The sequence below is a fragment of the Micromonospora alfalfae genome (genome assembly GCF_022230925.1).
GTDB classification, from domain to species: domain Bacteria; phylum Actinomycetota; class Actinomycetes; order Mycobacteriales; family Micromonosporaceae; genus Micromonospora; species Micromonospora alfalfae.
Window position 1 is genome coordinate 21,930 of the sequence record NZ_JAKKFH010000037.1, and the last position, 21,910, is coordinate 43,839.

23 protein-coding genes are annotated in these 21,910 nt (G+C 70.9%); 10 read left to right on the top strand and 13 right to left on the bottom strand.

What is annotated here, in order from left to right; genetic code table 11:
* Nucleotides 1–142: 142 nt before the first annotated feature.
* Nucleotides 143–220, bottom strand: coding sequence for a putative leader peptide (locus MED01_RS36395; protein WP_349881247.1), 78 nt, complete (start codon nucleotides 218–220; stop codon nucleotides 143–145).
* A 248-nt stretch (nucleotides 221–468) separates the two neighbouring features.
* Between MED01_RS36395 and MED01_RS27980 the strand changes: the two genes are divergently transcribed.
* The gene (locus tag MED01_RS27980; RefSeq protein ID WP_030333600.1) at nucleotides 469–648 is read left to right on the top strand and encodes a DUF4236 domain-containing protein; all 180 of its coding nucleotides are present in this window, start codon (nucleotides 469–471) and stop codon (nucleotides 646–648) included.
* 287 nt (nucleotides 649–935) lie between these two features.
* On the opposite strand, the gene MED01_RS27985 is transcribed toward MED01_RS27980, so the two are convergent.
* Together MED01_RS27985 and MED01_RS27990 are read right to left on the bottom strand one after the other, a co-directional pair.
* Nucleotides 936–1,820: a hypothetical protein gene (locus MED01_RS27985; protein WP_238671507.1), complete on the bottom strand. Its 885-nt coding sequence runs from the start codon at nucleotides 1,818–1,820 to the stop codon at nucleotides 936–938.
* Nucleotides 1,821–1,844: 24 nt separating this feature from the next.
* Entirely contained in the window at nucleotides 1,845–2,366 is a 522-nt protein-coding gene (locus MED01_RS27990; RefSeq protein ID WP_238671508.1) for a VOC family protein, read from the bottom strand.
* 49 nt (nucleotides 2,367–2,415) lie between these two features.
* On the opposite strand from MED01_RS27990, the gene MED01_RS27995 reads away from it, so the two are divergent.
* Both MED01_RS27995 and MED01_RS28000 read left to right on the top strand, forming a co-directional pair.
* Nucleotides 2,416–2,877 carry a MarR family winged helix-turn-helix transcriptional regulator gene (locus tag MED01_RS27995; protein WP_238671509.1) on the top strand — a complete coding sequence of 154 codons (462 nt, stop codon included), beginning with the start codon at nucleotides 2,416–2,418 and terminating at the stop codon, nucleotides 2,875–2,877.
* Between the two features lie 57 nt (nucleotides 2,878–2,934).
* Nucleotides 2,935–4,599, top strand: coding sequence for a tetratricopeptide repeat protein (locus MED01_RS28000; protein ID WP_238671510.1), 1,665 nt, complete (start codon nucleotides 2,935–2,937; stop codon nucleotides 4,597–4,599).
* Between the two features lie 282 nt (nucleotides 4,600–4,881).
* Here MED01_RS28000 and MED01_RS28005 read toward each other — a convergent pair whose 3' ends face one another.
* Nucleotides 4,882–6,294, bottom strand: a complete 1,413-nt coding sequence (locus MED01_RS28005) for an ATP-binding protein (RefSeq protein WP_238671528.1) — start codon at nucleotides 6,292–6,294, stop codon at nucleotides 4,882–4,884.
* Nucleotides 6,295–6,368: 74 nt separating this feature from the next.
* Complete coding sequence (locus MED01_RS28010) at nucleotides 6,369–7,025, bottom strand: response regulator transcription factor (RefSeq protein WP_124816037.1); 657 nt, start codon at nucleotides 7,023–7,025, stop codon at nucleotides 6,369–6,371.
* A gap of 95 nt (nucleotides 7,026–7,120) precedes the next feature.
* On the opposite strand from MED01_RS28010, the gene MED01_RS28015 reads away from it, so the two are divergent.
* A complete protein-coding gene (locus tag MED01_RS28015; protein ID WP_238671511.1) occupies nucleotides 7,121–8,260 on the top strand; it encodes a LolA family protein in 1,140 nt (379 codons plus the stop codon).
* A gap of 68 nt (nucleotides 8,261–8,328) precedes the next feature.
* On the opposite strand, the gene MED01_RS28020 is transcribed toward MED01_RS28015, so the two are convergent.
* Nucleotides 8,329–8,955 (bottom strand): SGNH/GDSL hydrolase family protein, encoded by a 627-nt coding sequence (locus MED01_RS28020; RefSeq protein ID WP_238671512.1) that lies wholly within the window; start codon nucleotides 8,953–8,955, stop codon nucleotides 8,329–8,331.
* Nucleotides 8,956–9,101: 146 nt separating this feature from the next.
* Between MED01_RS28020 and MED01_RS28025 the strand changes: the two genes are divergently transcribed.
* Nucleotides 9,102–11,396 carry a HelD family protein gene (locus MED01_RS28025; RefSeq protein WP_504899836.1) on the top strand — a complete coding sequence of 765 codons (2,295 nt, stop codon included), beginning with the start codon at nucleotides 9,102–9,104 and terminating at the stop codon, nucleotides 11,394–11,396.
* A gap of 54 nt (nucleotides 11,397–11,450) precedes the next feature.
* On the opposite strand, the gene MED01_RS28030 is transcribed toward MED01_RS28025, so the two are convergent.
* Nucleotides 11,451–11,870, bottom strand: a complete 420-nt coding sequence (locus MED01_RS28030) for a hypothetical protein (RefSeq protein ID WP_091402116.1) — start codon at nucleotides 11,868–11,870, stop codon at nucleotides 11,451–11,453.
* A gap of 191 nt (nucleotides 11,871–12,061) precedes the next feature.
* On the opposite strand from MED01_RS28030, the gene MED01_RS28035 reads away from it, so the two are divergent.
* Both MED01_RS28035 and MED01_RS28040 read left to right on the top strand, forming a co-directional pair.
* Nucleotides 12,062–14,104: a glycerophosphodiester phosphodiesterase family protein gene (locus tag MED01_RS28035; protein ID WP_238671513.1), complete on the top strand. Its 2,043-nt coding sequence runs from the start codon at nucleotides 12,062–12,064 to the stop codon at nucleotides 14,102–14,104.
* Nucleotides 14,105–14,281: 177 nt separating this feature from the next.
* Nucleotides 14,282–14,659 carry a hypothetical protein gene (locus tag MED01_RS28040; RefSeq protein ID WP_238671514.1) on the top strand — a complete coding sequence of 126 codons (378 nt, stop codon included), beginning with the start codon at nucleotides 14,282–14,284 and terminating at the stop codon, nucleotides 14,657–14,659.
* Nucleotides 14,660–14,723: 64 nt separating this feature from the next.
* Here the strand turns inward: MED01_RS28040 and MED01_RS28045 are convergent, their stop codons facing one another.
* The 3 genes from MED01_RS28045 to MED01_RS28055 all read right to left on the bottom strand — a co-directional run bounded on the left by MED01_RS28045 (nucleotide 14,724) and on the right by MED01_RS28055 (nucleotide 16,962).
* Complete coding sequence (locus MED01_RS28045) at nucleotides 14,724–15,674, bottom strand: sporulation protein (RefSeq protein WP_238671515.1); 951 nt, start codon at nucleotides 15,672–15,674, stop codon at nucleotides 14,724–14,726.
* Between the two features lie 209 nt (nucleotides 15,675–15,883).
* Entirely contained in the window at nucleotides 15,884–16,096 is a 213-nt protein-coding gene (locus tag MED01_RS28050; protein ID WP_238671516.1) for a DUF397 domain-containing protein, read from the bottom strand.
* Nucleotides 16,093–16,962, bottom strand: a complete 870-nt coding sequence (locus MED01_RS28055) for a helix-turn-helix domain-containing protein (RefSeq protein ID WP_238671517.1) — start codon at nucleotides 16,960–16,962, stop codon at nucleotides 16,093–16,095. Before MED01_RS28055 ends, MED01_RS28050 begins: the two co-directional genes overlap by 4 nt.
* A gap of 335 nt (nucleotides 16,963–17,297) precedes the next feature.
* Between MED01_RS28055 and MED01_RS28060 the strand changes: the two genes are divergently transcribed.
* From MED01_RS28060 to MED01_RS28070, 3 genes are all read left to right on the top strand, one after another.
* Nucleotides 17,298–17,570 carry a DivIVA domain-containing protein gene (locus MED01_RS28060; RefSeq protein WP_238671518.1) on the top strand — a complete coding sequence of 91 codons (273 nt, stop codon included), beginning with the start codon at nucleotides 17,298–17,300 and terminating at the stop codon, nucleotides 17,568–17,570.
* An 86-nt stretch (nucleotides 17,571–17,656) separates the two neighbouring features.
* Entirely contained in the window at nucleotides 17,657–17,893 is a 237-nt protein-coding gene (locus tag MED01_RS28065) for a hypothetical protein (RefSeq protein WP_238671530.1), read from the top strand.
* 19 nt (nucleotides 17,894–17,912) lie between these two features.
* Nucleotides 17,913–18,446: a hypothetical protein gene (locus MED01_RS28070; protein WP_238671519.1), complete on the top strand. Its 534-nt coding sequence runs from the start codon at nucleotides 17,913–17,915 to the stop codon at nucleotides 18,444–18,446.
* On the opposite strand, the gene MED01_RS28075 is transcribed toward MED01_RS28070, so the two are convergent.
* From MED01_RS28075 to MED01_RS28085, 3 genes are read right to left on the bottom strand one after another with little or no spacing between them, the layout of a single operon-like run.
* On the bottom strand, nucleotides 18,443–18,922 hold the full coding sequence (locus tag MED01_RS28075; RefSeq protein WP_238671520.1) for a hypothetical protein: 480 nt from the start codon (nucleotides 18,920–18,922) through the stop codon (nucleotides 18,443–18,445). The genes MED01_RS28070 and MED01_RS28075 overlap by 4 nt on opposite strands.
* A 39-nt stretch (nucleotides 18,923–18,961) precedes the next feature.
* A complete protein-coding gene (locus MED01_RS28080; RefSeq protein ID WP_112675483.1) occupies nucleotides 18,962–19,738 on the bottom strand; it encodes a DeoR/GlpR family DNA-binding transcription regulator in 777 nt (258 codons plus the stop codon).
* Nucleotides 19,739–19,775: 37 nt separating this feature from the next.
* Entirely contained in the window at nucleotides 19,776–21,767 is a 1,992-nt protein-coding gene (locus MED01_RS28085) for a beta-galactosidase (RefSeq protein ID WP_238671521.1), read from the bottom strand.
* Nucleotides 21,768–21,910 lie beyond the last annotated feature (143 nt).

A 21,910-nucleotide genomic window follows, 5' to 3' on the forward strand; every position in this document is an offset into this window, starting at 1 on the left:
GAAGCGGGAACGCCCGGAAGAGGGCGTGCGGGCACGCCGCTGCGCGGTGCGCGGTGCGCGGGCGTGCGGTGGGAGTGCGGCGCGGAGCCGAGCCGGATGGACCGGTGCGGCGCTGGAGCCGAGCCGGATGGGACCGGTCAGCTCAACAGAGCGCGCTCGCGTGTCGGACCAGGTCGACGTGCACACGAGCGGTGAGGAGAAGCTCATCCCGCTGCGACATGACCCCATGCTGCCCGGGATCGGAACGAGCGGTCAACGGCCTTCCAGAAGGTGAGACTTCTATCGCTGCCGATGTTACGAAGCGCCCCGAACAGGGTTTACCGTGCCGCAACACCTATCTGATGGGTAGAGATTGCGGCATCCGGTGGGCGACCGTCCAGGACGGACAGCGAGAGGGTTTCAAAAGTTGTCGGTTCGGGCATGTTCGATCTCGACACGGCAGGGAACGGTGACGAGGGGAGACCTCCGATGGGCCTCATGTTTCGCAAGCGCAAGAAGTACGGTCCGATCATCCTGAACTTCACCGAGAACGGCTTCTCCTCGTGGAGCATCAAGATCGGTCGCTGGTCCTGGAACTCCAAGGCCCGCGCGCACCGGGTCGACCTGCCGGGTCCACTGAGCTGGAAGCAGGACAAGTCCCGGTCGTAAGTATCCCGGGAGTCGAGCGGGGTGCCGGTGATTCACCGGCACCCCGCTCGGCGTCCACCCCACCCCAGCCCGGCCCGCCCCCACCCCAGCCCGGCCCGCCCCCGGCCCGGCCCAGCCCGCCCGGGCCGGCCCGGCCCAGCCCGGGCCGGCCCGCCCCGGCGATCTTGCAGTTTCTGTCGCTGTTTTGCGTGGAATAGCCCTTATGCCGGGGCAGGAAGTGCAAGATCGCGTGGGTGCGGGTGGGTTGCGGGCAGGGTGCGGGTGGGGTGGGGGTGGGGTGGGGGCGGTCAGCGCGCCAGGGTGATGATCTCGTCGCCGGCCAGCCGCCCGGACTCGCGATCGCGTCGCAGGGCACCGGCGTCGAGAAGGTCGACGAGCGCCTGATTGGCGTCAGCGGCACGGTAGACGGTCGCGGTGAGGGTGTGCCGACGCAGCTCGGTGACCGGCCGTGGCCCACCCGCCCGCAACTCGGCCAGCAACTCGTGGGCCAGCGGTTCGAGGTCGGGATCGCCGACCACGTCGACAGTCGTGCCGGTCGGGTCGAGTGGGTCGCGGTAGCGCACGTCGAGGTCCGCGCCGATGGCCCAGAGGGCGTCACGGACCGCCTCGAGACTCCGGTCGGAGCGACTGCCGAAGGCGATCACCCCGGCGGCCTCGCCGCCGGGCAGCACCGGTGCCACCTCGGCGACCAGGGGGAAGCCGGCGGAGACGAGCATGTCTCGGGCGCTGTCGCCGGTGTGCAGCAGCAGTTCTCCGGTCCGGCCGTTGGTTGCGGCGGTGAGCAGCTTCGACGTCACCGCGCCGGGCAGGTCCACGAAGGAGAACAGCGGCGCGCCGGCCGCCCCGGCGGCCTTGACCGCGACCGGCAGTCGGTACGGCTCGCCGGGCAGCAGGTGCACGGTGACCTCGGCGGGCAGTTCCGCCTCGATCGGGCCGAGTCGGGCCGGCAGGTCGGCTGCGGCGTCGGCCAGCACCAGCACCGACACCTGCCGGCCGCGTACCTGGTCGCCGTGGGTGGCGACCAGGCGCAGCGCCGCCTCCGCGCTGCCCGCGTCGGCGCCCGCGAGGGCAATGGTGGCCCGCCGGGAGCGGTGCAGGGCCGCGGGCAGCCAGGTCGTCAACTGGCGGACCAGCAGCTCGCGGAGGAATTCAGTGGTCCGGTCGGTCGGCATCGGTCCGTTCTACCGTACGGGCGGTCAGGCCGGGACGGAGATCCCCACCCCGCCCCGGGTCTGCCCGCCGTAACGCTGCCGTTCGGCGTCCAGGTCGAGCCGACCGATCTGCTTGCGGGCAGCTAGCGCGGTGTCGTCGAGCAGGTCGGCCGGGATCAGCCAGACCACCTCGAACTCCAGACCGTCCGGGTCCTTGCCGTAGAGGCTCTTGGTCGTGCCGTGGTCGGAGGTGCCGGCCAGCGCTCCGGCCGCGGCGAGCCGCTCGGCGGTAGCGGCCAGCTCGTCGAGCGTGTCCACCTCCCAGGCGAGGTGGTAGAGGCCGACGGTGGACCGGCCGGCGGCCGACCGCCCGGCGCCCGCGCCGATCTCGAAGAGGCCGAGGTCGTGGTCGTTTGTGGAGTCGGGGGCCTGGAGGAAGGTGGCGCCCCGGAAGCCGTCCGGGGTCATCGCCACCGGGCGGAAGCCCAGCACGTCGCTGTAGAACGCGACGCTGCGGGCGAGGTCACTGACGTAGAGGACCGCGTGGTTGAGCCGATGAATACCCATGACCCGAGACTAGCGCGGTTTAGTTGAACATTCAACTATCGGGAGTATGATGGCGGTCATGACCCGCTGGTTGGACCCCGACGAGCAGCGCACGTGGCGCGCGTACCTCACCGCCTCCCGGGTGCTGATGGACACTCTCGACCGCGAGCTGCAACGCGACGCGGGCATGCCGCACGCGTACTACGAGATTTTGGTTCAGCTCTCCGAGGCCCCCGGTCGGCAACTGCGCATGAGCCAGTTGGCGCAGGCCGCGGGGTCATCCCGCAGCCGGCTCTCGCACGCCGTGGCCCGACTGGAGGCCGCCGGCTGGGTGCGCCGCGAGGACTGCCCCACCGACCGGCGCGGGCAGATCGCGGTCCTCACCGACGAGGGTTTCGCCACCCTCGCGGCCGCCGCACCCGGCCACGTCGAGGGGGTACGCCAACATCTGTTCGACGCGTTGAGCCCCGCCCAGGTCGACCAGTTGCGCCGGATCAGCGAGACCCTGGCCGAGCACCTGACCGGATCCTGACCAATCGACACCGGCGCGGGTCTTGTACTTACCGTCGTCGGATGAGCACGATGGGGCGTGTCTTCCGGCTTCGGTGAACTGACTGATCAGGCGCACCACCTCGTGTCCTCCGGCGATCTGGCCGGCGCACAGCAACTGCTGTCCGACGCGCTCACCGACGCCGACCCCCGCCCGGCCAACGCCACCCCCGAGCTGGCCGAGGCTGCCAGCCTCCAGGCGCGGGTGCTGATCGCCCTCGGCGAGCCGCACTCGGCCCGGGGGTGGGCCGCCTTCGCGTACGCGGCCACCACCCGCCTGCACGGCCGCGCCGACCCGCGCACGGTGGCCGCGGCGGCGACCCTGGCCGCGGTGCTGCACCGGGTCGGTAGCCACTCCCGGGCGGCGCGGCTCTACCAGGAAGTCATCATCGAGCTGACCGCGCAGGACGGCCCGGAGTCGCTGCGGGTGCTCGCCGCGCACGCCGACCTGGCCACCGTCGAGTACGCGCGCGGCCAGTGCACCGTGGCCCGCGACCGCCTCCAGGACGCCTGGGAGCTGCACCGCGAGGTGTACGGCGACGGGCACCCCAGTGGCATCAAGATGCTGGCGCGGCTCGGGGCGATGCAGCGCGACTGCGGGCAGTTCGCCGAGGCACACGACAACCTGGCGCTCGCCCGCGAGTTGTGTCGCCAGCACCTGCCCGGCGACGACCCGCTGGCCACCCAGGTGGCGGCCCTGGCCCGGGCGGCGGCCAGTCCCGACCACGCCTGCGCGGACAACCAGCCCACGGCTCGGGACACGCCGGTCGTGCCGGCCGCCCGCGTCCCACCGCACAGTGACGGGCCGGCCGAATCCGGCTACCACCCGCCGACAGCCGCAACCCACCACGCCGGTGCGGTGCCGAACCCCCGGCTGCCCTCCGATGAGTCGGTCGGGTCGTCGGGCGGCAGGTGGTCGCCCGAAGCGGCGGACGAGCCGTCGCCCCACCACAGCGACCCTCCGGTGCCCCCGTCGGTGGTCGGGCTGGCCGGCGGCACGGAGGAGCAGCCCGGGGTGTACCGACTGCACCGACCCGCCGACCCGTACGGGTCGCCCGACCCGAACCCGCCGTCCGACCAGCACCAACCGTCCGACCCGTACGCCCAGCCCGATCCGTACGCCCAGCCCGAGCCGTACGCGCGGCCTGATCCGTACGGGCAGGTCGAGCCGTACACGCCGTCGCGGCTGCTGCCGGTGCCCGTGCACCGCGCGCCGCCGGAGCAGCGCAACCGGCTGGTCCCGGTGCTGGTGGCCGGGGTGGTCGTGGTGCTCCTCGGCGCGGCGGCGGTGATCGCCGGGGTGGCCCGGGTCGACGGCGACGACGAACCGAACCCGCCGCCGGCCAGCGCCTCCCCCTCCGCCGGCGCGCCGGCCAGCTCCGCGCCCGCCCCGGGCGGCACGGCACCGACGTCGGCTGCCGCCGCGGCCCCACCCGGCACCCCACCCAGCGCGGTGACCCTGCGCGACACCCGGGACAGCATCGCGCTGAACTGGACCTACCCGGCCGGCGGCGAGGGCCCGGTGGTCATCGCGGGTGGGCGCACCGGCCAGACCCACAACATCTTCGCGACGCTGCCCGCCGGCACCACCAGCTTCGTCATCTACGCGCTCAACCGCACCAACGACTTCTGCTTCACCGTGGCCGTCGCCTGGTCCACCGACACCGTGGCGCGTTCCAAGCAGGTCTGCACCCGCCGCCGCTGACCCGTCCTCCACTGCCCTGCCCGCCACGCCCCGCCGGCTATGCCCCGCCCGCCACTGCCCTGCCCGGCTACGCCCCGCAGACCTCACTCAGCGTGGGCTACCCGCTGACGAACCCACCGTGACACGCCGTCACACCCGACGCCCCCGCCCATACTCCGGCTCAGGCTTTGCTCTGCTTACCTATACGCACCACTCCCGATGAGCAGCTGGAACGTCGTAACCGGCCGCCTCGACACGCGTTACGTGACGTAACTGTCGCCTCCGCTGATGCAGAGCAAAGGGTCATCGGTGGGCGGTTGGGGGGAGGTCGCCGTCACTGGCCGTCCACCTCTGCCCGTCCTCGGCCGGCAACGCTGGCAGCAGCAGGCAGACCCGTAGTCCTCGCTGCTCCGGCGCGTCGGTCAGGGTGATGCTGCCGCCCGCGCGTCGGACCAACTCCCGGACGATGGCCAGCCCCAGACCCGCGCCCCCGTCGTCGCGGGCCCGTCCGTCATCCAGCCGGGTGAACCGGTCGAAGACCCGCTCCCGGTCCGCCAACGCGATCCCCGGGCCGTCGTCGGTCACCGTCACCAGGTGGTACGCCCCGACGCCGGGCCCGACCGTGGCGACCGCCGCCGACGTCGCCTCGGCCGCGAGCACGACACTGCCGGACGCGTGGCGTACCGCGTTGTCGACCAGGTTGGCCAGCACGCGACGCAACTCCTCGACGGTGCCGATCGTCCAGAGCGGGCCGGCCGGCGGCGTCACCCGCACCGGCGGTGACGGGTAGCGGGCGGCGACCTCGGTCAGCAACGCGCCCAACTCCACCGGACCGGTCCCCCGGGCCGGCGGAGTCTCGTCCAGGCGGGCCAGCAGCAGGAGATCGTCGACCAGGCGGCTCAGCCGGTCGGTGTCGGCGAGCAGGTTGGCGGTCACAGCAGTCCAGTCGGTCCGGTCGGCGAGGCGCTGGGCCACCTCCAGCTCGGTCCGGATGTTGGTCAACGGGCTGCGCAGCTCGTGCGCGGCGTCGGAGACGAAGGCCCGCTGCCGGACGCGGGCGGACTCCAGCCGGCCCAGCATGCCGTTGAGGGTGACCGCCAGGCGGTGGATCTCGTCGGCCGACGCCGGCACCGGCAGCCGGCCGGCGGCGGCCCTCCCGGTGATCTCCTCGGCGCCTCGACGTAACGCCTCGACCGGCCGCAGGGTGGCGCCCACCACCCGCCACGCCACCCCGGCCAACACCGCGACCAGCAGCGGGAACGCCACCAGCAGGATGGTCCGGACCACATGGGTGCTGTGCCGCACGTCGGCCATCGAGCGGGCGACCAGCACGGTGAGCGGGTCGGCCGCGGTGCCGGCGGGCACGGCGACAACCCGCACCGGGCCGACGAGCCCGACCCGCTCGGCCGGCACCTCCAGCCGCTGCCGACCGTCGCGGTTCAGTCGCTCCGGACGGACCATCGGCACCAGGCGATCGGCGTCGATCGAGGCCGCCCGGATTCGTCCCTGCCCGTCGATCACCTGCACGCGGACCTGTCCCCCGGCCACCGGCAGCGGGTCGGGCAGCGCGTCCTCGGCGGCGAGCAGGGCGACCGCGTCGGCGGTGCGGAACGCCTCGGTGTCGACAGTGCGCTGGAGCACGAAGCTGAGCGCGCCGAGCAGCACCACCCCGCCCAGGGCCAGCCCGATGGTGAGACCGACCACACCGATCGCCATGAGCCGCCCGCGCAGCCCGAGGACCGGCATCCGGCCGGGCCTGGCCCGACGGGTCGGTGCCGGGCCGTCGGCGGTCACGTCGCCAGCCGGTAGCCGGCGCCACGGACCGTCTCCAGCCGGTCCCGGCCGAGCTTGCGGCGCAGGTAGCCGACGTACACCTCGACGGCGTTCGGCGCGGTCTCCAGGCTGGCGTCCCAGACGTGGTCCAACAACTCGATCTTGGAGATGACCTGGCCCGGCCGGCGCATCAGGTAGTCCAGCAACGCGAACTCCCGCGCGGTCAACGCCACCTCGGCGTCCGCCCTGGTCACCCGCCGTCGGGCCGGGTCCAGCCGCAGGTCACCGACCGCCAGCACGGTCGGGCGCTCCGGCGCGCCCCGACGCAGCAGCGCCCGCAACCGGGCCAGCAGCACCACGTACGAGAAGGGTTTGGTCAGGTAGTCGTCGGCGCCGCAGTCGAGGCCGTCGGCCTGGTCGTACTCGCCGTCCTTGGCGGAGAGCATCAACACCGGCAACCAGTGCTGCTCCGCGCGCAGCCGCCGGACCAACTCGTACCCGGAGAGGCCGGGCAGCATCACGTCGAGAATCATGGCGTCGTACCCGCCGTGCCGGGCCGCGTCCAGGCCCGCCGGGCCGGTTGCCGCCACGTCCACCGCGAACCCCTCCGCCTGGAGACCGCGTTGCAGGGCAGCCGCCAACCGGGCCTCGTCCTCCACCACCAGCACCCGCACAGCTCAAGGGTGCCACCCGGGTCAATCGGCACGGTTCGGTGTCCTCAGCGCGTTCACAGCACGGACGAGGCAAGATGGCCGCAGGAGGTGCCACCATGTCCGTCCTGAGAAGCCGTCCCGTCCTTCGTTGGCTGGTTCCGGCCACCGCGGCCGTCGCCGTCATCGGCGGCGGCGCGGCGATCGGCACGTTCGCCGCCGAGGCCGAGCCGAGCCTGCCGCCCCGAACCGCCGCTCAGCTCCTGGTCGACCTGCAGACATCCCGGCTGGAGGGGTTGTCCGGGACCGTCGTGCAACGCGCCGACCTCGGCCTGCCGCCCCTCGTCGGGCTGATTCCCGGCAACGAGCTGACCACCCTGCTGACCGGCACCCACACCCTGCGGGTCTGGTATTCCGGGCCGGACCAGCAGCGGGTCGCGCTGATGGACACTCTGGGCGAGCAGGACATCATCCGCAACGGCCGGGACCTGTGGACGTGGCAGAGCCGCAGCAACACCGCCACCCACCGCACGCTGGGCGGCGACGCCGGGGCCTGGAAGCCCGCTCCCGAGCCGGCAGCGAGCCTGCCGGCCACCCCGCAGCAGGCCGCCGACCTGGCTTTGGACGCTATCGACCCGAGCACCGAGGTCAGCGTGGGCCGGTCGGCCACCGTCGCCGGCCGGGACGCGTACGAGTTGGTGCTCCAGCCGCGCGACCAGGACTCCCTGGTGCACCAGCTGCGGATCGCCATCGACGCCAAGCAGCACGTGCCGCTGCGCTTCGAGGTGCTCGCGAAGGGCAGCGACCGGCCGGCGTTCGAGGTGGCGTTCACCCAGGTCGACTACCGCCGCCCGGACGCCGACCAGTTCCGCTTCAACCCGCCGCCCGGCGTGACCGTCGACGAGGAGAAGGCCGAGCGCCCGACGGGAAAGCCGACTGGCAAGCCCGGTCACGTCGAGCCGGCGGGTGACAGGCAGGTCCGCGCGGTGGGCGACGGCTGGACGACAGTGCTGGTTGGCCGCCTCGACGGCACCGATGTCGCCGGGAAGCCCGCCCCGAAGCCGGCAGCTCCCCCGGCCGGCGCCGGGCCGGACCTGGACATGTCGAAGCTGCTCGGAGGGCTGCCGGCGGTCAGCGGCGACTGGGGCAGCGGTCGGCTCTTCAGCAGCAAACTGTTCAGCGTGCTGCTCACCGACGACGGCCGGGTGCTAGCCGGAGCGGTGACGCCGGAGCGGCTCTACCAGGCCGCGCGCGGCTGATCTCCGCAGTGTTCGCGCCGGGTCGACCTGACGGTCGGCCCGGCGCTTCGCTGTGGGTCAGGCCGAGGTCAGGAGACGCCGAGGGCGTTGAGGTACGCGTCGGCGAGGACCGCGTGGCCGGGCAGGTGCGGGTGGACCCGGTCGTCGGCCCACCGCGTCGCCGGACTCACCGCCAGCACCCTGTCGAACGCCGCCTGGTTGGGCACGTGCACCGCGTCGAACTCGGTCGCCAGCCCCGCGACGACCGCCGCGTACCGGTCGGTGTCGGCGCGTTGCGGGACGCTCCGGTCGGCCTCGATGAAGAACGGGTCACCGAGGATCAGGCGGCAGCCGGTGGCGTCGACCGCCCGACGGAGCAGGTCGCGCAGGGTGCGCTCGTACTCCTCGATGCCGACCGCCTCATCCGGCCGGTCACCGTAGTGCCGCCAGATGTCGTTGATGCCGATCAGCACCGCGAGCCAGTCGGGCCGCTCGGCGATGGCGTCGTCCTCCCAGCGGGCGGCCAGGTCCCGCACCGTGTCGCCGCCCACACCCCGGTTGACCCACTCCAGCTCCAACTCCGGGTGCCGGGCGTCGACCAGGGCACGCACGAGACTCACATATCCGCTGCCGTAGGGCGCGGCGACGTCGCGTCGACCACAATCGGTGATGCTGTCCCCGATGAAGACCACCCGTTGGCCGGTCCGCAGGATCATCCGCCGTCACCTCGCGATCACCGGCGCGCCGGACCGCCCGGCTTGGTGAGAACCGGCGGAACGCGCTATCTTCAACAGTTCGAAGGCACAAAAAAGAACGGCTTAAAGCCGTTCCTGCAAAGGATTCTAATCTTTAGGGAGACGGCTTGTCAAGGCACTCCGGCGGTTCCGGCGAATTGCCGCTCGACGACGAGATCGGTCGCGAGCAGGAGTACGTCTCGATGCTCTACAACCGGCTGGACGAGCTGCGTGAGCAGGCCGCCCACCGGCTCACCGCCGAGCTGCACAACACCGGCGGCACCCTCCAGGATCGCTCGCAGCGCGACAGCTCGGTAGCGATGTACGCCGATCAGGTCGAACAGTTCTCCGCAGTGGAGAACGGGCTCTGCTTCGGCCGTCTCGACGGCGACGACGACTCCCGCCGCTACATCGGCCGGATCGGCATCTTCGACACCAGTGGTGACTACGACCCGCTGCTGATGGACTGGCGGGCACCCGCCGCCCGCCCGTTCTACCTCGCCACCGCCGCCAACCCGCAGGGCGTACGCCGTCGCCGGCACCTGCGTACCCGGCAGCGCAAGGTGACCGGGCTCAACGACGAGGTGCTCGACATCGACACCGCCTCCCCCGGCGCCCACGAGGAGCTGACCGGTGAGGCGTCGCTGCTCGCCGCGCTGAACGCGGGCCGTACCGGCCGGATGCGCGACATCGTCGAGACCATTCAGGCCGAACAGGACGAGGTCATCCGCGCGGAGCTTCCGGGCGTGATGGTGGTCCAGGGCGGCCCCGGCACCGGCAAGACCGCTGTCGCGCTGCACCGGGCGGCGTACCTGCTCTACACGCACCGCCGGGAACTCTCCAGCCGTGGCGTGCTGCTGGTCGGCCCGAACGCGACCTTCCTGCGCTACATCTCCCAGGTGCTGCCGACGCTGGCCGAGACCGGCGTGCTGCTGCGTACCCAGGGTGATCTCTTTCCCGGGGTGAGCGCCCAACGGACCGAGCCGGCCGAGACCGCGGCGCTCAAGGGCCGGGAGGTGCTGGCCGAGGTGTTGGCGCTGGCCGTACGGGACCGGCAGTGGGTGCCGGACGAGCCGCTGGAGATCGAGGTCGATCGGGAGACGCTGACCCTCGACCCGGAGATCGTGCGCGCGGCCCGGGATCGGGTCCGTCGCGCCGACCGACCGCACAACCTGGCCCGCGCGCTGTTCGACGTGGAGATCGTGCACGCGCTCGCCGACCAGGTGGCCGAACGGATCGGCGCCGACCCGCTCGGCGGGGACAACCTCCTCGACGAGGCGGACCGCGCCGAGATCCGCCGCGAGCTGCGCGAGGAGACGGAGATCCAGGCCGCCCTGGACCGGCTGTGGCCGGTGCTCACCCCGCAGCGGCTGCTCGCCGACCTGTACGCCGACAGGGACCGGATCGCCGCCGCCGCGCCGATGCTCAGCGAGGACGAGCGGGCGCTGCTGCACCGTGAGCGCGGCGGTTGGACGCCGGCCGACGTCCCGCTGCTGGACGAGGCCGCCGAACTGCTCGGCGAGGACGAACGCGCCGCCGCCGCCCGGCGGGACCGCATCAGGATGATGGAACGGGAGTACGCCGAGGGCGTGCTGGAGATCGCCAGGGGTTCCCGCTCGATCGACGTCGAGGACGAGGCCGAGGGCGGTGAGATCCTGGGCGTGACCGACCTGATCGACGCGGATCGACTGTTGGAGCGGCAGGAGGAGGCCGACCGGCTGACCACCGCGCAGCGGGCCGCCGCCGACCGCACCTGGGCGTTCGGCCACGTGATCGTGGACGAGGCGCAGGAGCTCTCGCCGATGGCCTGGCGACTGCTGATGCGCCGCTGCCCGAGCCGGTCGATGACGATCGTCGGAGATGTGGCACAGACCGGCGCGCTCAGCGGTACGCCGTCGTGGGCGGACGCCCTCGCCCCGTACGTCGAGCAGCGGTGGCGGCTCACCGAGCTGACGGTCAGCTACCGCACTCCCGCCGAGATCATGGCGGTCGCCGCCGACGTACTGGCCGAGATCGACCCGGCACTGCGGCCGCCGCGCTCGGTGCGGGAGAGCGGCGTACCGCCGTGGGACCGGACGGTCCCCGCTGGCCGGTTGGCGGCGGAGTTGGTCGCCGAGGCCACCCGGGAGGCGGCCGGGCTGACCGAGGGGCGGCTCGGGGTCCTCGTGCCGGCCGGCCGGGTGGGTGAGTTGGGCGCGGCGGTGACCGGCGCCCTGCCGGAGGCCGCCGTCGGCGAGCATCCGGAGTTGGAGAGCCGGGTGGTGGTCTTGACAGTCGCGCAGGCCAAGGGGTTGGAGTTCGACTCGGTGCTGGTGGTCGATCCGGACCGGATGGTGGCCGAGTCTCCCCGTGGGCGCAGCGACCTGTACGTGGCCCTGACCCGCGCCACCCAACGCCTGGGCGTCCTCCGCCCGGCGAGCTGACCACGAGGCTCACCGCCCCGACCGAGCTGTCACGCGGTCGGGGCGGCGGGTGGGTTAGTCGTTTGATTTGTCCCTGATGGACTTTGCTGGGCCGGTCGCCGACGTGGACTGGTCGCTGGTGCCACCGCCCATCGGGGTGCTCAGGCCGCCGGTGGTGGCATCACCGGTGGTGGTCGGCGCTACCTTGCCCGGGTGTCGCTCCGGCTGTCGGGCCACCCGGCGTACGCTCGCCGGCCCGGCGGTGCCACCGGTGGTCGTCACCGCGCCCTGCCCGCCGACAGGGCCACCGTCGCGCAGCACCTGTGGGTCGATCCGCTCCTTGGCCGGATCGAAGGGGTCGTCGCGCTGGATCTGACTCTCCACATCGGTGCGTGGCACAGTCACCTCGTCGAGGGCGCCCTTGCCGTACACGCCACCGGCGATCCGGTCCTCGGCCTCGCGGGCGGCGTCCTGCCGCATGTCGTCCTCACGCACGTCCATCACCTCGCAGAAGCTGTGGAACTGACTGGGTGCCCGACCACCGGCCGACCAAACCCGGCGTGACCGGGAGGTCGTCCACGGCGGTTCACCGTCACGCCGCCCGCTGGCCGCCTGCCCGCAGCCCGAGATGTCCATGCTGTCCCGCGACCGGTGGGAGATGCCCGCCGGCAGGAGGGGATGACAGCGTGCGCACAGTACGCCGTACCGCCGTCGCGGCCCTGGTGGCCGCGACGGTGACGACCGGGCTCGCGGTGCCCGCCCAGGCGAAGCCACGACCGGACCGGACATTCGACGTGCAGGCCCACCGGGGCGGCCTCGGGCTGCGGGTGGAGAACACCCTCGCCTCCTTCGGTAACGCCCTCCAACTCGGGGTGAGCACCCTCGAACTGGACGTGCAGATCACCGAGGACGGTCAGGCCGTCGTCACCCACGACCGGAAGGTCACCGGCACCAAGTGCGTCGATACCGCTGCGGTGACGCCCGGCGACCCGGAGTTTCCGTACGTCGGGAAGTACATCAACACGCTCAGCCTGGCCCAGGTGCGCTCGCTGGACTGCGGTTCGAAGACACTGTCGGACAAGCCCGGCCAACTCGCCGTCCCCGGTGCCCGGATGCCGCTGCTGCGTGAGGTCTTCGCGCTGGTCAACCGCTACCAGGCCAAGGACGTGAAGCTCAACGTCGAAACCAAGGTCGAGGCTGGCGCACCGACCGAGACCGCTCCCCGCGAGCAGTTCGTCAAGGTCACCGCCGCCGAGATCCGCGCCGCCGGGCTGCTCAAGCAGGTCACCATCCAGAGCTTCGACTGGGGCGCGCTGATGCGCATGCGTCAGGTCGAGCCGAAGCTGCCGCTGGTCGCCCTGACCAACTACGACTTCCTCCAGACCGGTCAGCCGGGTGCGTCGCCGTGGCTGGGCGGGCTCGACATCGACGACTTCGGCGGCGACCCGATCAAGGCGATCCGTAGCTTCGGCGCCAGCGCCTTCTCGCCGGTGCACGGGTCCCCGCAGAACGGGACTGTCACCGACCCGGGTTACAAGCCGTACGTCACGAAGGAGATGGTCGCCCAGGCGCACCGCTACGGGATCAAGGTGATCCCGTGGACGGTCGACGATGTGCCGACCATGAGCAAGCTGATCGACGACGGCGTGGACGGCATGATCACCGACTACCCGGACCGGTTGCGCGGCGTGCTGGCGCAGCGTGGTTACCGGCTGCCGAAGGCGTACGCCGCGCCGTTCGACATCCAGGCACACCGGGGCGGTCGGGCCACCCGACCGGAGAACACACTGCCGGCGTTCGCGAACGCGCTGTCCAACCGGGCCATCTCCACCCTTGAGCTGGACACCAACGTGACGGCCGACGGCAAGCTCGTGGTGCTGCACGACCGGACCGTCAACGGGTCGCACTGCGTCGACACCGCCCCGGTGCGCAAGGGGGACCGGAAGTTCCCGTACGTGGGCAAGCCGGTGCACGAGTTGACCCTGGCGCAGCTCAAGACCGTCGACTGCGGCACGAAGACGCTGCCCGAACTGCCCGCCCAGGTGCCCGCGCCCGGTGCCCGGATCCCGACCCTGGACGAGGTCTTCGCCCTGGTGAAGGCGAGTGGCCGCACCGACATCGGAATGAACATCGAAACGAAGATCAGTCCGGTGGTGAACGACACCGAGCCGTACCGCAGCTTCACCCGCAAGCTCGTCGACGCGATCCAGCGGGCCGGCTTCACCAGCACTGCCACCATCCAGTCGTTCGACTGGCGCACCATCACGTACGCCAAGCAGCTCGACCGCCGCATCGGCACTGTCGGCCTGGTCTGGCAGTACGGTCCCGCCGAGTGCGTCACCCTCGCGGACGAGTGCTCGCTGGAGGCGGTCTACGGCAACCCGTCGGTGAAGAGCCCCTGGACCGGTGGGCTGGACTGGTGGAAGTACCAGGACCTCGGCAAGCTGACCCGGGCCGCGGGAGCCGGCACGGTCTCCGCCAACTGGCAGGTGCACGACCCGAAGCAGGGCACTGTCGCGTCGACCGACTGGTACCTGCGGGAGAACCCGGCATACTTCCACGGACCGGACGTTCGGACCCTCCAGACGCGCGACAACCTGAAGGTGATCCCGTACACCGTCGATGACGCGACGGTGATGCAGCGGGTCATCGACCTGGGCGTCGACGGCATCATCACCGACGACCCGGACCTTCTGGTGAGCGTGGCCAGGCGCAACGGCCTGCGCTGACCCCGCCAACCACCCGATCGCCGGCCGGTTTTTCCGGCCGGCGATCGGTGTTACCTGCTCCGGGGCCTCGGGTAGTCGGGGGTTGTCCCCGCCACGAAAGCGAACCGCGCCGTGGCCGACACGCGGTAGCGGGGCGAGGGAATGCAGGTACGACTCATCGCATCCTGAGGAGGACAGATGAGCACGCAGGCTGCTTCCACCCGGCCGACGAACCGGCCCATGAACGACCCGCAGAATCCCGCCCAGATGCGGGACATGCAGACCCAGCAGATGCCGGTGATGCATGACGGGCGCCGCAACGACATGCAGGCACCCGGTACGGAGACCAAGCAGGCGTTCAAGACCACCGAGTTCTGGATCTACCTGATCGCGGTGGCCGCCGTACTGGGCGCGTCGCAGGTCGTTGGTCAGAACTCCGCTGGGGTGGACATCTTCCGGGCCGACAACGCCTGGTTCCTGATCACCCTGCTGACGCTTGGCTACCTCGGTAGCCGTGGCCTCGCGAAGGCCGGCAGCAACTGGCGCAGCAGCGAGGAGCGCAAGGCCCGGCACTGACCGGTTCACAGTGCACGGTGGCCTCCGGGAGATCTCCCGGAGGCCACCGTGGTGTTCGGTCCGACTACTCGTCGCCGCCGAAGTCGCCCCCGAAGTCGCCCTCGAACGCGTCCTCGATCATCTCGCCGGCGATCATGCCGCCGGCGACGCCGAGCGCCGCTCCGGCCACCATGCCGCCCATGCCGTGCCCGCGGCTGTGCCCGTGACCGTGGCTGGGGCCGTACTGGGAGCGCAGGCTGCCGTAACGGGACGTGGTCTCGCGCAGCCAGCCGTCGACGACCTGCGCCCAGTCGACGCGGTCAGCGTCGGTGTGCGCCACCTGGTAACGACCGAACGCGTCGTGCCCGGCGCTGAGGAACCCGCCGCGCTTGTCGCACTCCAGGATGACCTCCACACCGCGCTGGCTGGTCACGAAGGTCAGCTCGACCTCCCGGATCGTGCTCGCGTACTGCGGGGAGGCAAAGAACTCGATCTCCTGGTAGAACGGCAGCGTCTGCTGCACGCCCCGGATGTGGCCACGCTCCAGGTCGGCGTGCTTGAACCGGAAGCCGAGCCGCTGGAACGCCTCCAGAATCCGCTCGTGCACCGGCAGCGGGTGCACCGCCACCTGGTCCAGGTCGCTCTTGTCGACCGCGCGAGCGATCGCCAACTCGGTGCGCAGACCCATCGTCATGCCGTGCAGGCGCTGGCCGTACACGTCGGTGATCGGGGTCTCCCACGGCACCGGCAGCTGGAACGGGATCGAGAGCTGCTGCTTCGGGGCGAGTACGAGCGACCCGCTGACCGCCATGCGGTGGAACTCCATGGTGCCCGCGTACTCGGTGTCGTGTCCCTCGACCTCGACCCGGGTGACAAGGCCGATCACCACCTGCTCGATGGCTGCCTCAGCGTCGCCACCAACGAGGTTGACCTGCCCGTCGAGGGTCAGACCGGGCCGGGTGTTGGGGTTGGTCAGCACGGTGTCCACGCTGGGACCGCCCACACCGAACGCGCTCAACATCTTCTTGAAGACCATCGGAACTCCTGTGCGACGCCGACCGCTCCAGGTTGGAGTCGGACGTTGACTCGAACGGCACCCTATCCAGCACCCCTGTGAGGTGGCTGTGAAGCGCCACCCGACCCGCGCGTCTCGCTGGCTGCGCTTGATCGACTCGGGTTCCTGAAAGTCGGGGTGTCGCCGAGACCCGGACACCCCGACTTCCAGGAACCCGAGTCGATCACGCATCAGGGCGCGAACTCGCCGTCCTTCACCCCGTCGACGAACGCCATCCAGCCGCCTGCCGGGTAGACGAGGGTCGCTGCGGCGCGATCCTTGCTGTCGCGCACCGCCACCCGGCCGGAACCGTCCAGGACGGGCCCCGCCTCCACGCAGCTACCACCGTTGCTGTTGCTCCGGGTGCTGACATGCCAGGCCACCGCTGGCAAGGCTTCACTCATGGCAGTTCCTCCTTGATCTCCGCGATCAGCTCGGCCGCCTCGCGCCGATCCAACGCGACATCACGGAGCCGATCGTACGCAAGCGCGTAGCGCTTCGACGTTGGAGATTCCATGAAACGGCGCCCGCCCAGTGTCTCGGCATAGGCGACCTCCGGGTACGGCTTGGGCATCCCGAAGAGCACGAACGAGCCATCGAGACCGGCGTGCAGCCCCACCCTTGATGGCAGCACTCGGACATCGATGTTCGGCTGCCCGATCAGGTCAGCCAGGTGGTGGAGCTGGCCGCGCATCACGGCAGGGCCACCGACAGGTCGGCGCAGCACGCTCTCGTCGATGATCGCCGCCAGCCGGACGGCCGGGTCCCGCGCCAGCACACGTTGACGGTCAATCCTGAGTTGTAGCCACTTGCCGATGGAGAAATCTGTCGCCCCCTCCCCCTCCGCGTTACGGATCACCGCCTCCGCGTAAGCCGGCGTCTGCATGAGCCCCGGCATGAGGAAGGCATCCCACGAGTAGATGCGTTCGGCCCTGCTCTCCAGCCAGGGGAAATCGATGAATGAGGCGTCAACCAACTCGTCATAGTCGTCGTCCCACCGATCCGTTCGCCAAGCATCCTCGGCGAGCTGGATGAAACGGTTCCGCTCGCGCCCGTCGTGCTCGCCGTAGAGATCGAGCAGCGACACGACGACGCCGCGCCGGAATGGCCACTCCGCGCGCTCCCAGCGGGCGATGGACGAAAAGTCGCGCTCCAGGAACTCGGCGGCCTGCTTCAGAGTGATGCCGCGTTGCTCCCGTAGCTGCCGCATCTGCTGACCGAGCCACTGGGCACGCAATGTCTGCACGAACGATTCACGCCTGGCGGGCATGGTGCCCCTCTCCTCGCGGACCCTCACGACGAATTTTGTTGGTGTCGTTGCACCAATACCGAGGCCACTGGAAACGTGGCCTTCGGGTGAGGTGATCGCCGGCCCCCGGGGACGCCCGGTGCAAACACGGCAACCGCGGCTGTGCCAACAGCCGAGAAGGTGACGAGAGACGGCCTCGCGAGTGGCAGGCGCATACCGGCTCTCGTCGGGTCTCAACTAGAGCGTCGGGATGTGCGAATCCCGGCTCCGAACCGACCTGAACGAATAACTACCACGGCAAAGGGCGCCTTCGCGACCCTGACCCGCCCATCGATCGACGACGCGCGAGGTGATGAATGACCCGAGGCACTCTCTACGACGGCACGCTCCACGGCGGCGCTCGGCTGGCTCGGCTGCACCCGAGCCAGGTCCGCGACCGGCAGTTCACCGCCGTCGGTTTCGGCCGACGAGGCCTGGACCCCACTGAGGTACGGCGGTTCCTGCACCGCGTCGCGTTCGACCTGGCGACGCTGCACCACGATGTGGCTCGGCTCAGCGAGGAGAACGCCCGGGTGAAGCGTGCGCTGCGCGATTGGCAGAGCGCCTGGTCCGAGCGGCGTCAGCCGTGAGCCCGGGATGGGAGCACCAGTACAGCGGGCTTTTCACGCCGTTGCCGCGGTTCGCCGTCGAGGCGTACACGGAGAGACCTCGATATGTGATCCACCTGCCGGTGGCGGTCACCAACCTGGCCGAGGCGCTGGACCTGGCGCGGACGCTCGCCCGTTCCCTGGCCTCCACGCCGCAGGTCGACCTCGGCGGCACCACCGTCTCGGCCGAGGACGCGCAGCACGTACGACATTGGGTTTTCTGCGACCGGATCATGCCCGATCGCCGACGATGTGCGCGGGAGGCCGACCACGCCGGTGCCTGCCTACCCAACGACGGTCCATAGATCGATCTACAGTCTGGCGATGAAGACGGGGAGACGGGCACGTCCAGCCGGGCTCGCTGCGGTGGCGGGGCTGCTACTGGTGGTGCTCGGATGCGACACGGCTGTTGCGGACGAGACGCGTGGCTGCCAGGAGCAACGGCAGGCCGACGAGGCAAAGGTCCGGGTCAGCCGCTGGGAGTCGCCGGAAGAGCTTCCGTTCGTCGGTGAGTATTCGGAGATCCATTGGCAGGCGCGCGCGTTGGGCAATCCGTGCTCACGGGCGCCGGGCCCGACGGACTGGGAGTACCAGGGCGTCATCGTCCTGCGTCCGGAGGATGCGCACAGGTTGGCCGAGCAGTTCGCATTCGTTCCGTTCGCCTCCATCGACCCGGCTGAGCTGCTCCACTCGCATACGCCGACGGACGTGCGACCGGACCTCGTGCCGTTCCTCCCGACCAAGCCCCGTTGGCTGCACAGTGAGATCTACAACGAGGCAGCGCCGTCGACACGTTGGCGAGTGGTGTTCCTGGACCTGGAGCATCGAACGCTCCTGTTCATGCTGAACGACCACTAGCGGCTGGACTCGGCCGGCACGCTCCGCGCCGACCTCGGTGCCCTGACCGTCGTGGTGATCAGCCAGGCGAGCGCGGCCAGCAGCGCCACGAGGCCGGCGGGGACCAGACCCCACGGCAGGGCACGCGGCGACAACGTCCATGCCTGCCGGGTGTCGGCGAGTACGCGTGGCTGTCGAGCCGAGGCCGGGACCGCCACCTCCCACTCGTACGCACTGTTGGACTCGTCGTCGATGACCTTCCAGGACTCCTTGACGTCGACGCCGTGGATCGGCCCCTGCCGCCCGCGTCCGCCACGGGTCCAGTTGCCGACGCACCGGCTGTGCATGGCCTCCAGCCGATCGTGGGTCACATAGCAGTGATCGACCGTCGCCCGGGTCTGGTCGGCGGGCCACGAGCCGGCCGACCACGTCAGCATCCCGAGGAGGGCCAGGCCCACGACGACGATCGCAGCCCATCGCACCTTGACCGCGGTCATGGCCGTGTTCCTCTCACTCAAGGCGGATGGAGCGCGCCACTAATCCGGTTCCACGATCACCAGTTCGCCTACCTGTTCCCCGATCGTGGTGCGTGCCTCCGTCGGCAGCCCACGGTCGGTGATCAGCACATCGGCGGCCTCCAGCGGGGCGATGGTGGCGATGCCGATCGTCTCCCACTTGGTGTGGTCGGCGAGCACCACGAGCCGGCGGGCCGCGCCGATGAGGCAGCGGTTGACGCCGGCCTCCAGCAGGTTGGGTGTGGTGAAACCGGTGCGTGGGCTGAGGCCGTGCACACCGAGGAACAGCAGGTCGACGTTGAGCGCGCTGATCGCCGCCTCGGCCACCGGCCCGGTCAACGCGTCCGACGGGGTGCGGATGCCACCGGTCAACACGACTGTCTGGTCGGCGCGCGGGTTCTGGTAGAGCGCGTCGGCCACCGGGATCGAGTTGGTCACCACTGTCAGCCCGCGTACGTCGGAGAGCAGCGTGGCCAGCGCGGCGGTGGTGGTGCCGGCGGACAGCGCGATGGCCATCCCCGGCTCCACCATCGTCGCCGCCCGCTCGGCGATGGCCCGCTTCTCCGCCTGTTGCCGGATCGACTTGGCGGCGAAGCCGGGTTCCTCGGCCGAGCCGGGCCCGGCGAGGGTAGCGCCGCCGTGCACCTTGTCGACCAGGCCGCGTTCGGCCAACACCTCAAGGTCACGCCGGATCGTCATGTCTGACACGCCGAACCGACTGACCAGGTGACTCACCCGCACCCCGCCACGTTGGCGGATCAGATCGAGGATGGCGGTCTGCCGCTGCTGGGCGAGCATGTGGGTAACCTCCTTCGCGCAGTGACTGTCGTCAGAATCAGGTCCGATCCTCACGGACCACCGCCACCTCACCGGCCGGCAGTGACAGCTCACCGGCGCAGTGTCCGCCGGTCAACAGCTCGACGCCGTGCACCGGCAGGCGTACCTCGGTGTCGGTGTGGTTGATCGCGAACAGCCAGGTCCGGTCGCCGTCGCGGCGGCGGACCACCTCCACCCCGGACGGCGCCGACACCGCCGGGCGAACGCCGGCCTCGGCGAGCAGCCGGGCCACCAGCCGGTCGGTGGCCGGTTCGTCCAGCCGGGTGCCGACATACCAGGCCGCGCCGTCGCCCACCGGGTGCCGGGTCAGCGCCGGCACGCCCGGCAGGGGCCCATCGGTGTACGAGGCGAGCACCTCGGCGCCGTCGGGGTGCACCCACTCGGTCCACACGTCGGCGGTGCCGCCGTCGTCGAGGTGGACCTGCTCGCCCTCGCGCAGCGGGAAGAACTCCTCGGTCCGGACGCCGAGCAACTCCCGGAACGCGCCCGGGTAGCCGCCCAGCCGGATGTGGTCGTTGGCGTCGACGATGCCGCTGAAGTAGGTGACGGCCACCGTGCCGCCGGACTCGACGTATCTGTGCAGCGCGTCGACGTCGGCGTCCCGGACCAGGTAGAGGGTCGGCACCAGGACCAGCCGGTAGCCGTTGAGGTCGGTAGACGGGTGGACGATGTCGGCGGTCACGCCGGCCCGCCAGAGCGAGCCGTACAGGGCGTTGAGGCGGTCGGCGTAGGTGACGTCGACGCTGGGGTGGGAATCCAACTCGACGCCCCACCACGCCTCCCAGTCGAACAGGATCGCCACGTCGGCGTCCACCCGGCTACCGCGCACCTCCGCGAGGGCCTTGAGGTCCGCGCCGAGCTGGCAGACCTCGCGGAACACCTTGGTGTCCGGCCCGGCGTGCGGCACCAGCGCGGAGTGGAACTTCTCCGCACCGGACCGGGACGCACGCCACTGGAAGAACAGCACTCCGTCGGCGCCCCGGGCGACGTGCGCCAGACTGTTGCGGCGCAGTTGCCCAGGCAGTTTGGCCACGTTGCGCGGCTGCCATTGGACGGCGCTGGTGGAGTGCTCCATCAGCAGCCACGGATCGCCGCCGGCGACGCCCCGGGTGTGATCGGCGGCGAGCGACAGACCGAGGTGCGCCTGCGGGTCGGCCGCGGTCAGGTAGTGGTCGTTGGACACCAGGTCCACATCGTCGGCCCAGGACTGGTAGTCCATGTGCTTGACGCCCATGCCGATCATGAAGTTGGTGGTGATCGGCTGGCGGACCAGCGTCTTCAGGACCTCGCGTTCGGCGCGCAGTTGGGCGCGCAGCTCGTCTGAGGAGAAGCGCAGGAAGTCGAGCTGCTGCGTGGGGTTGGCGAAGGTCAGCGCGGTACGGGGTGGGTTGATCTCGGCCCAGTCGCCGTAGCGCTGACTCCAGAACGCGGTGCCCCAGGCGTCGTTGAGCCGGTCCAGGTCGCCGTAGCGCTCCCGCAGCCAACCGCGGAACGCCTCGGCGCTGACGTCGCAGTAGCAATGCGCGTTGTGGCAGCCCAGCTCGTTGGAGACGTGCCACATGACCACGGCAGGGTGCTCGGCGTACCGGCCGGCGACCGCGCGTACCAGCTCCAGCGATCGCTCGCGAAACATCGGTGAGCTGGGGCAGTACGCCTGCCGTCCCCCGGGCCAGAGGATCGCGCCGTCGGCCCGGCGGGGCAGCGTCTCCGGGTGCGCGTGGGCCAACCACGGCGGTGGACTGGCCGTGGCGGTGGCCAGGTCAACCTGGATGCCGGAGTCGTGCAGCAGGTCCAGCACCCGGTCCAGCCAGCCGAACTCGAACCGCCCCGGGGTGGGCTCCAGCAGCGCCCAGGAGAAGATGCCGACGGAGACCAGGTTGACCCCGGCCTGGCGCATCAGGTCGACGTCCTCGGACCAGGTTTCCTCGGGCCACTGCTCGGGGTTGTAGTCGCCGCCGAAATGGATGCTGTCACCCTGCCATCGCCGCATGACAGCTGAGGGTGCACCCGCTGACCTACGGAAGTCAACAGGTTCCAACATCGAGCTTCTTTCCAACGTTTACCAGGTAACGGCCGTGTCACGACTGGGTTATCAGAGGCGAACAGCCCTCTTGACAGCGCCCGACTGCAGGG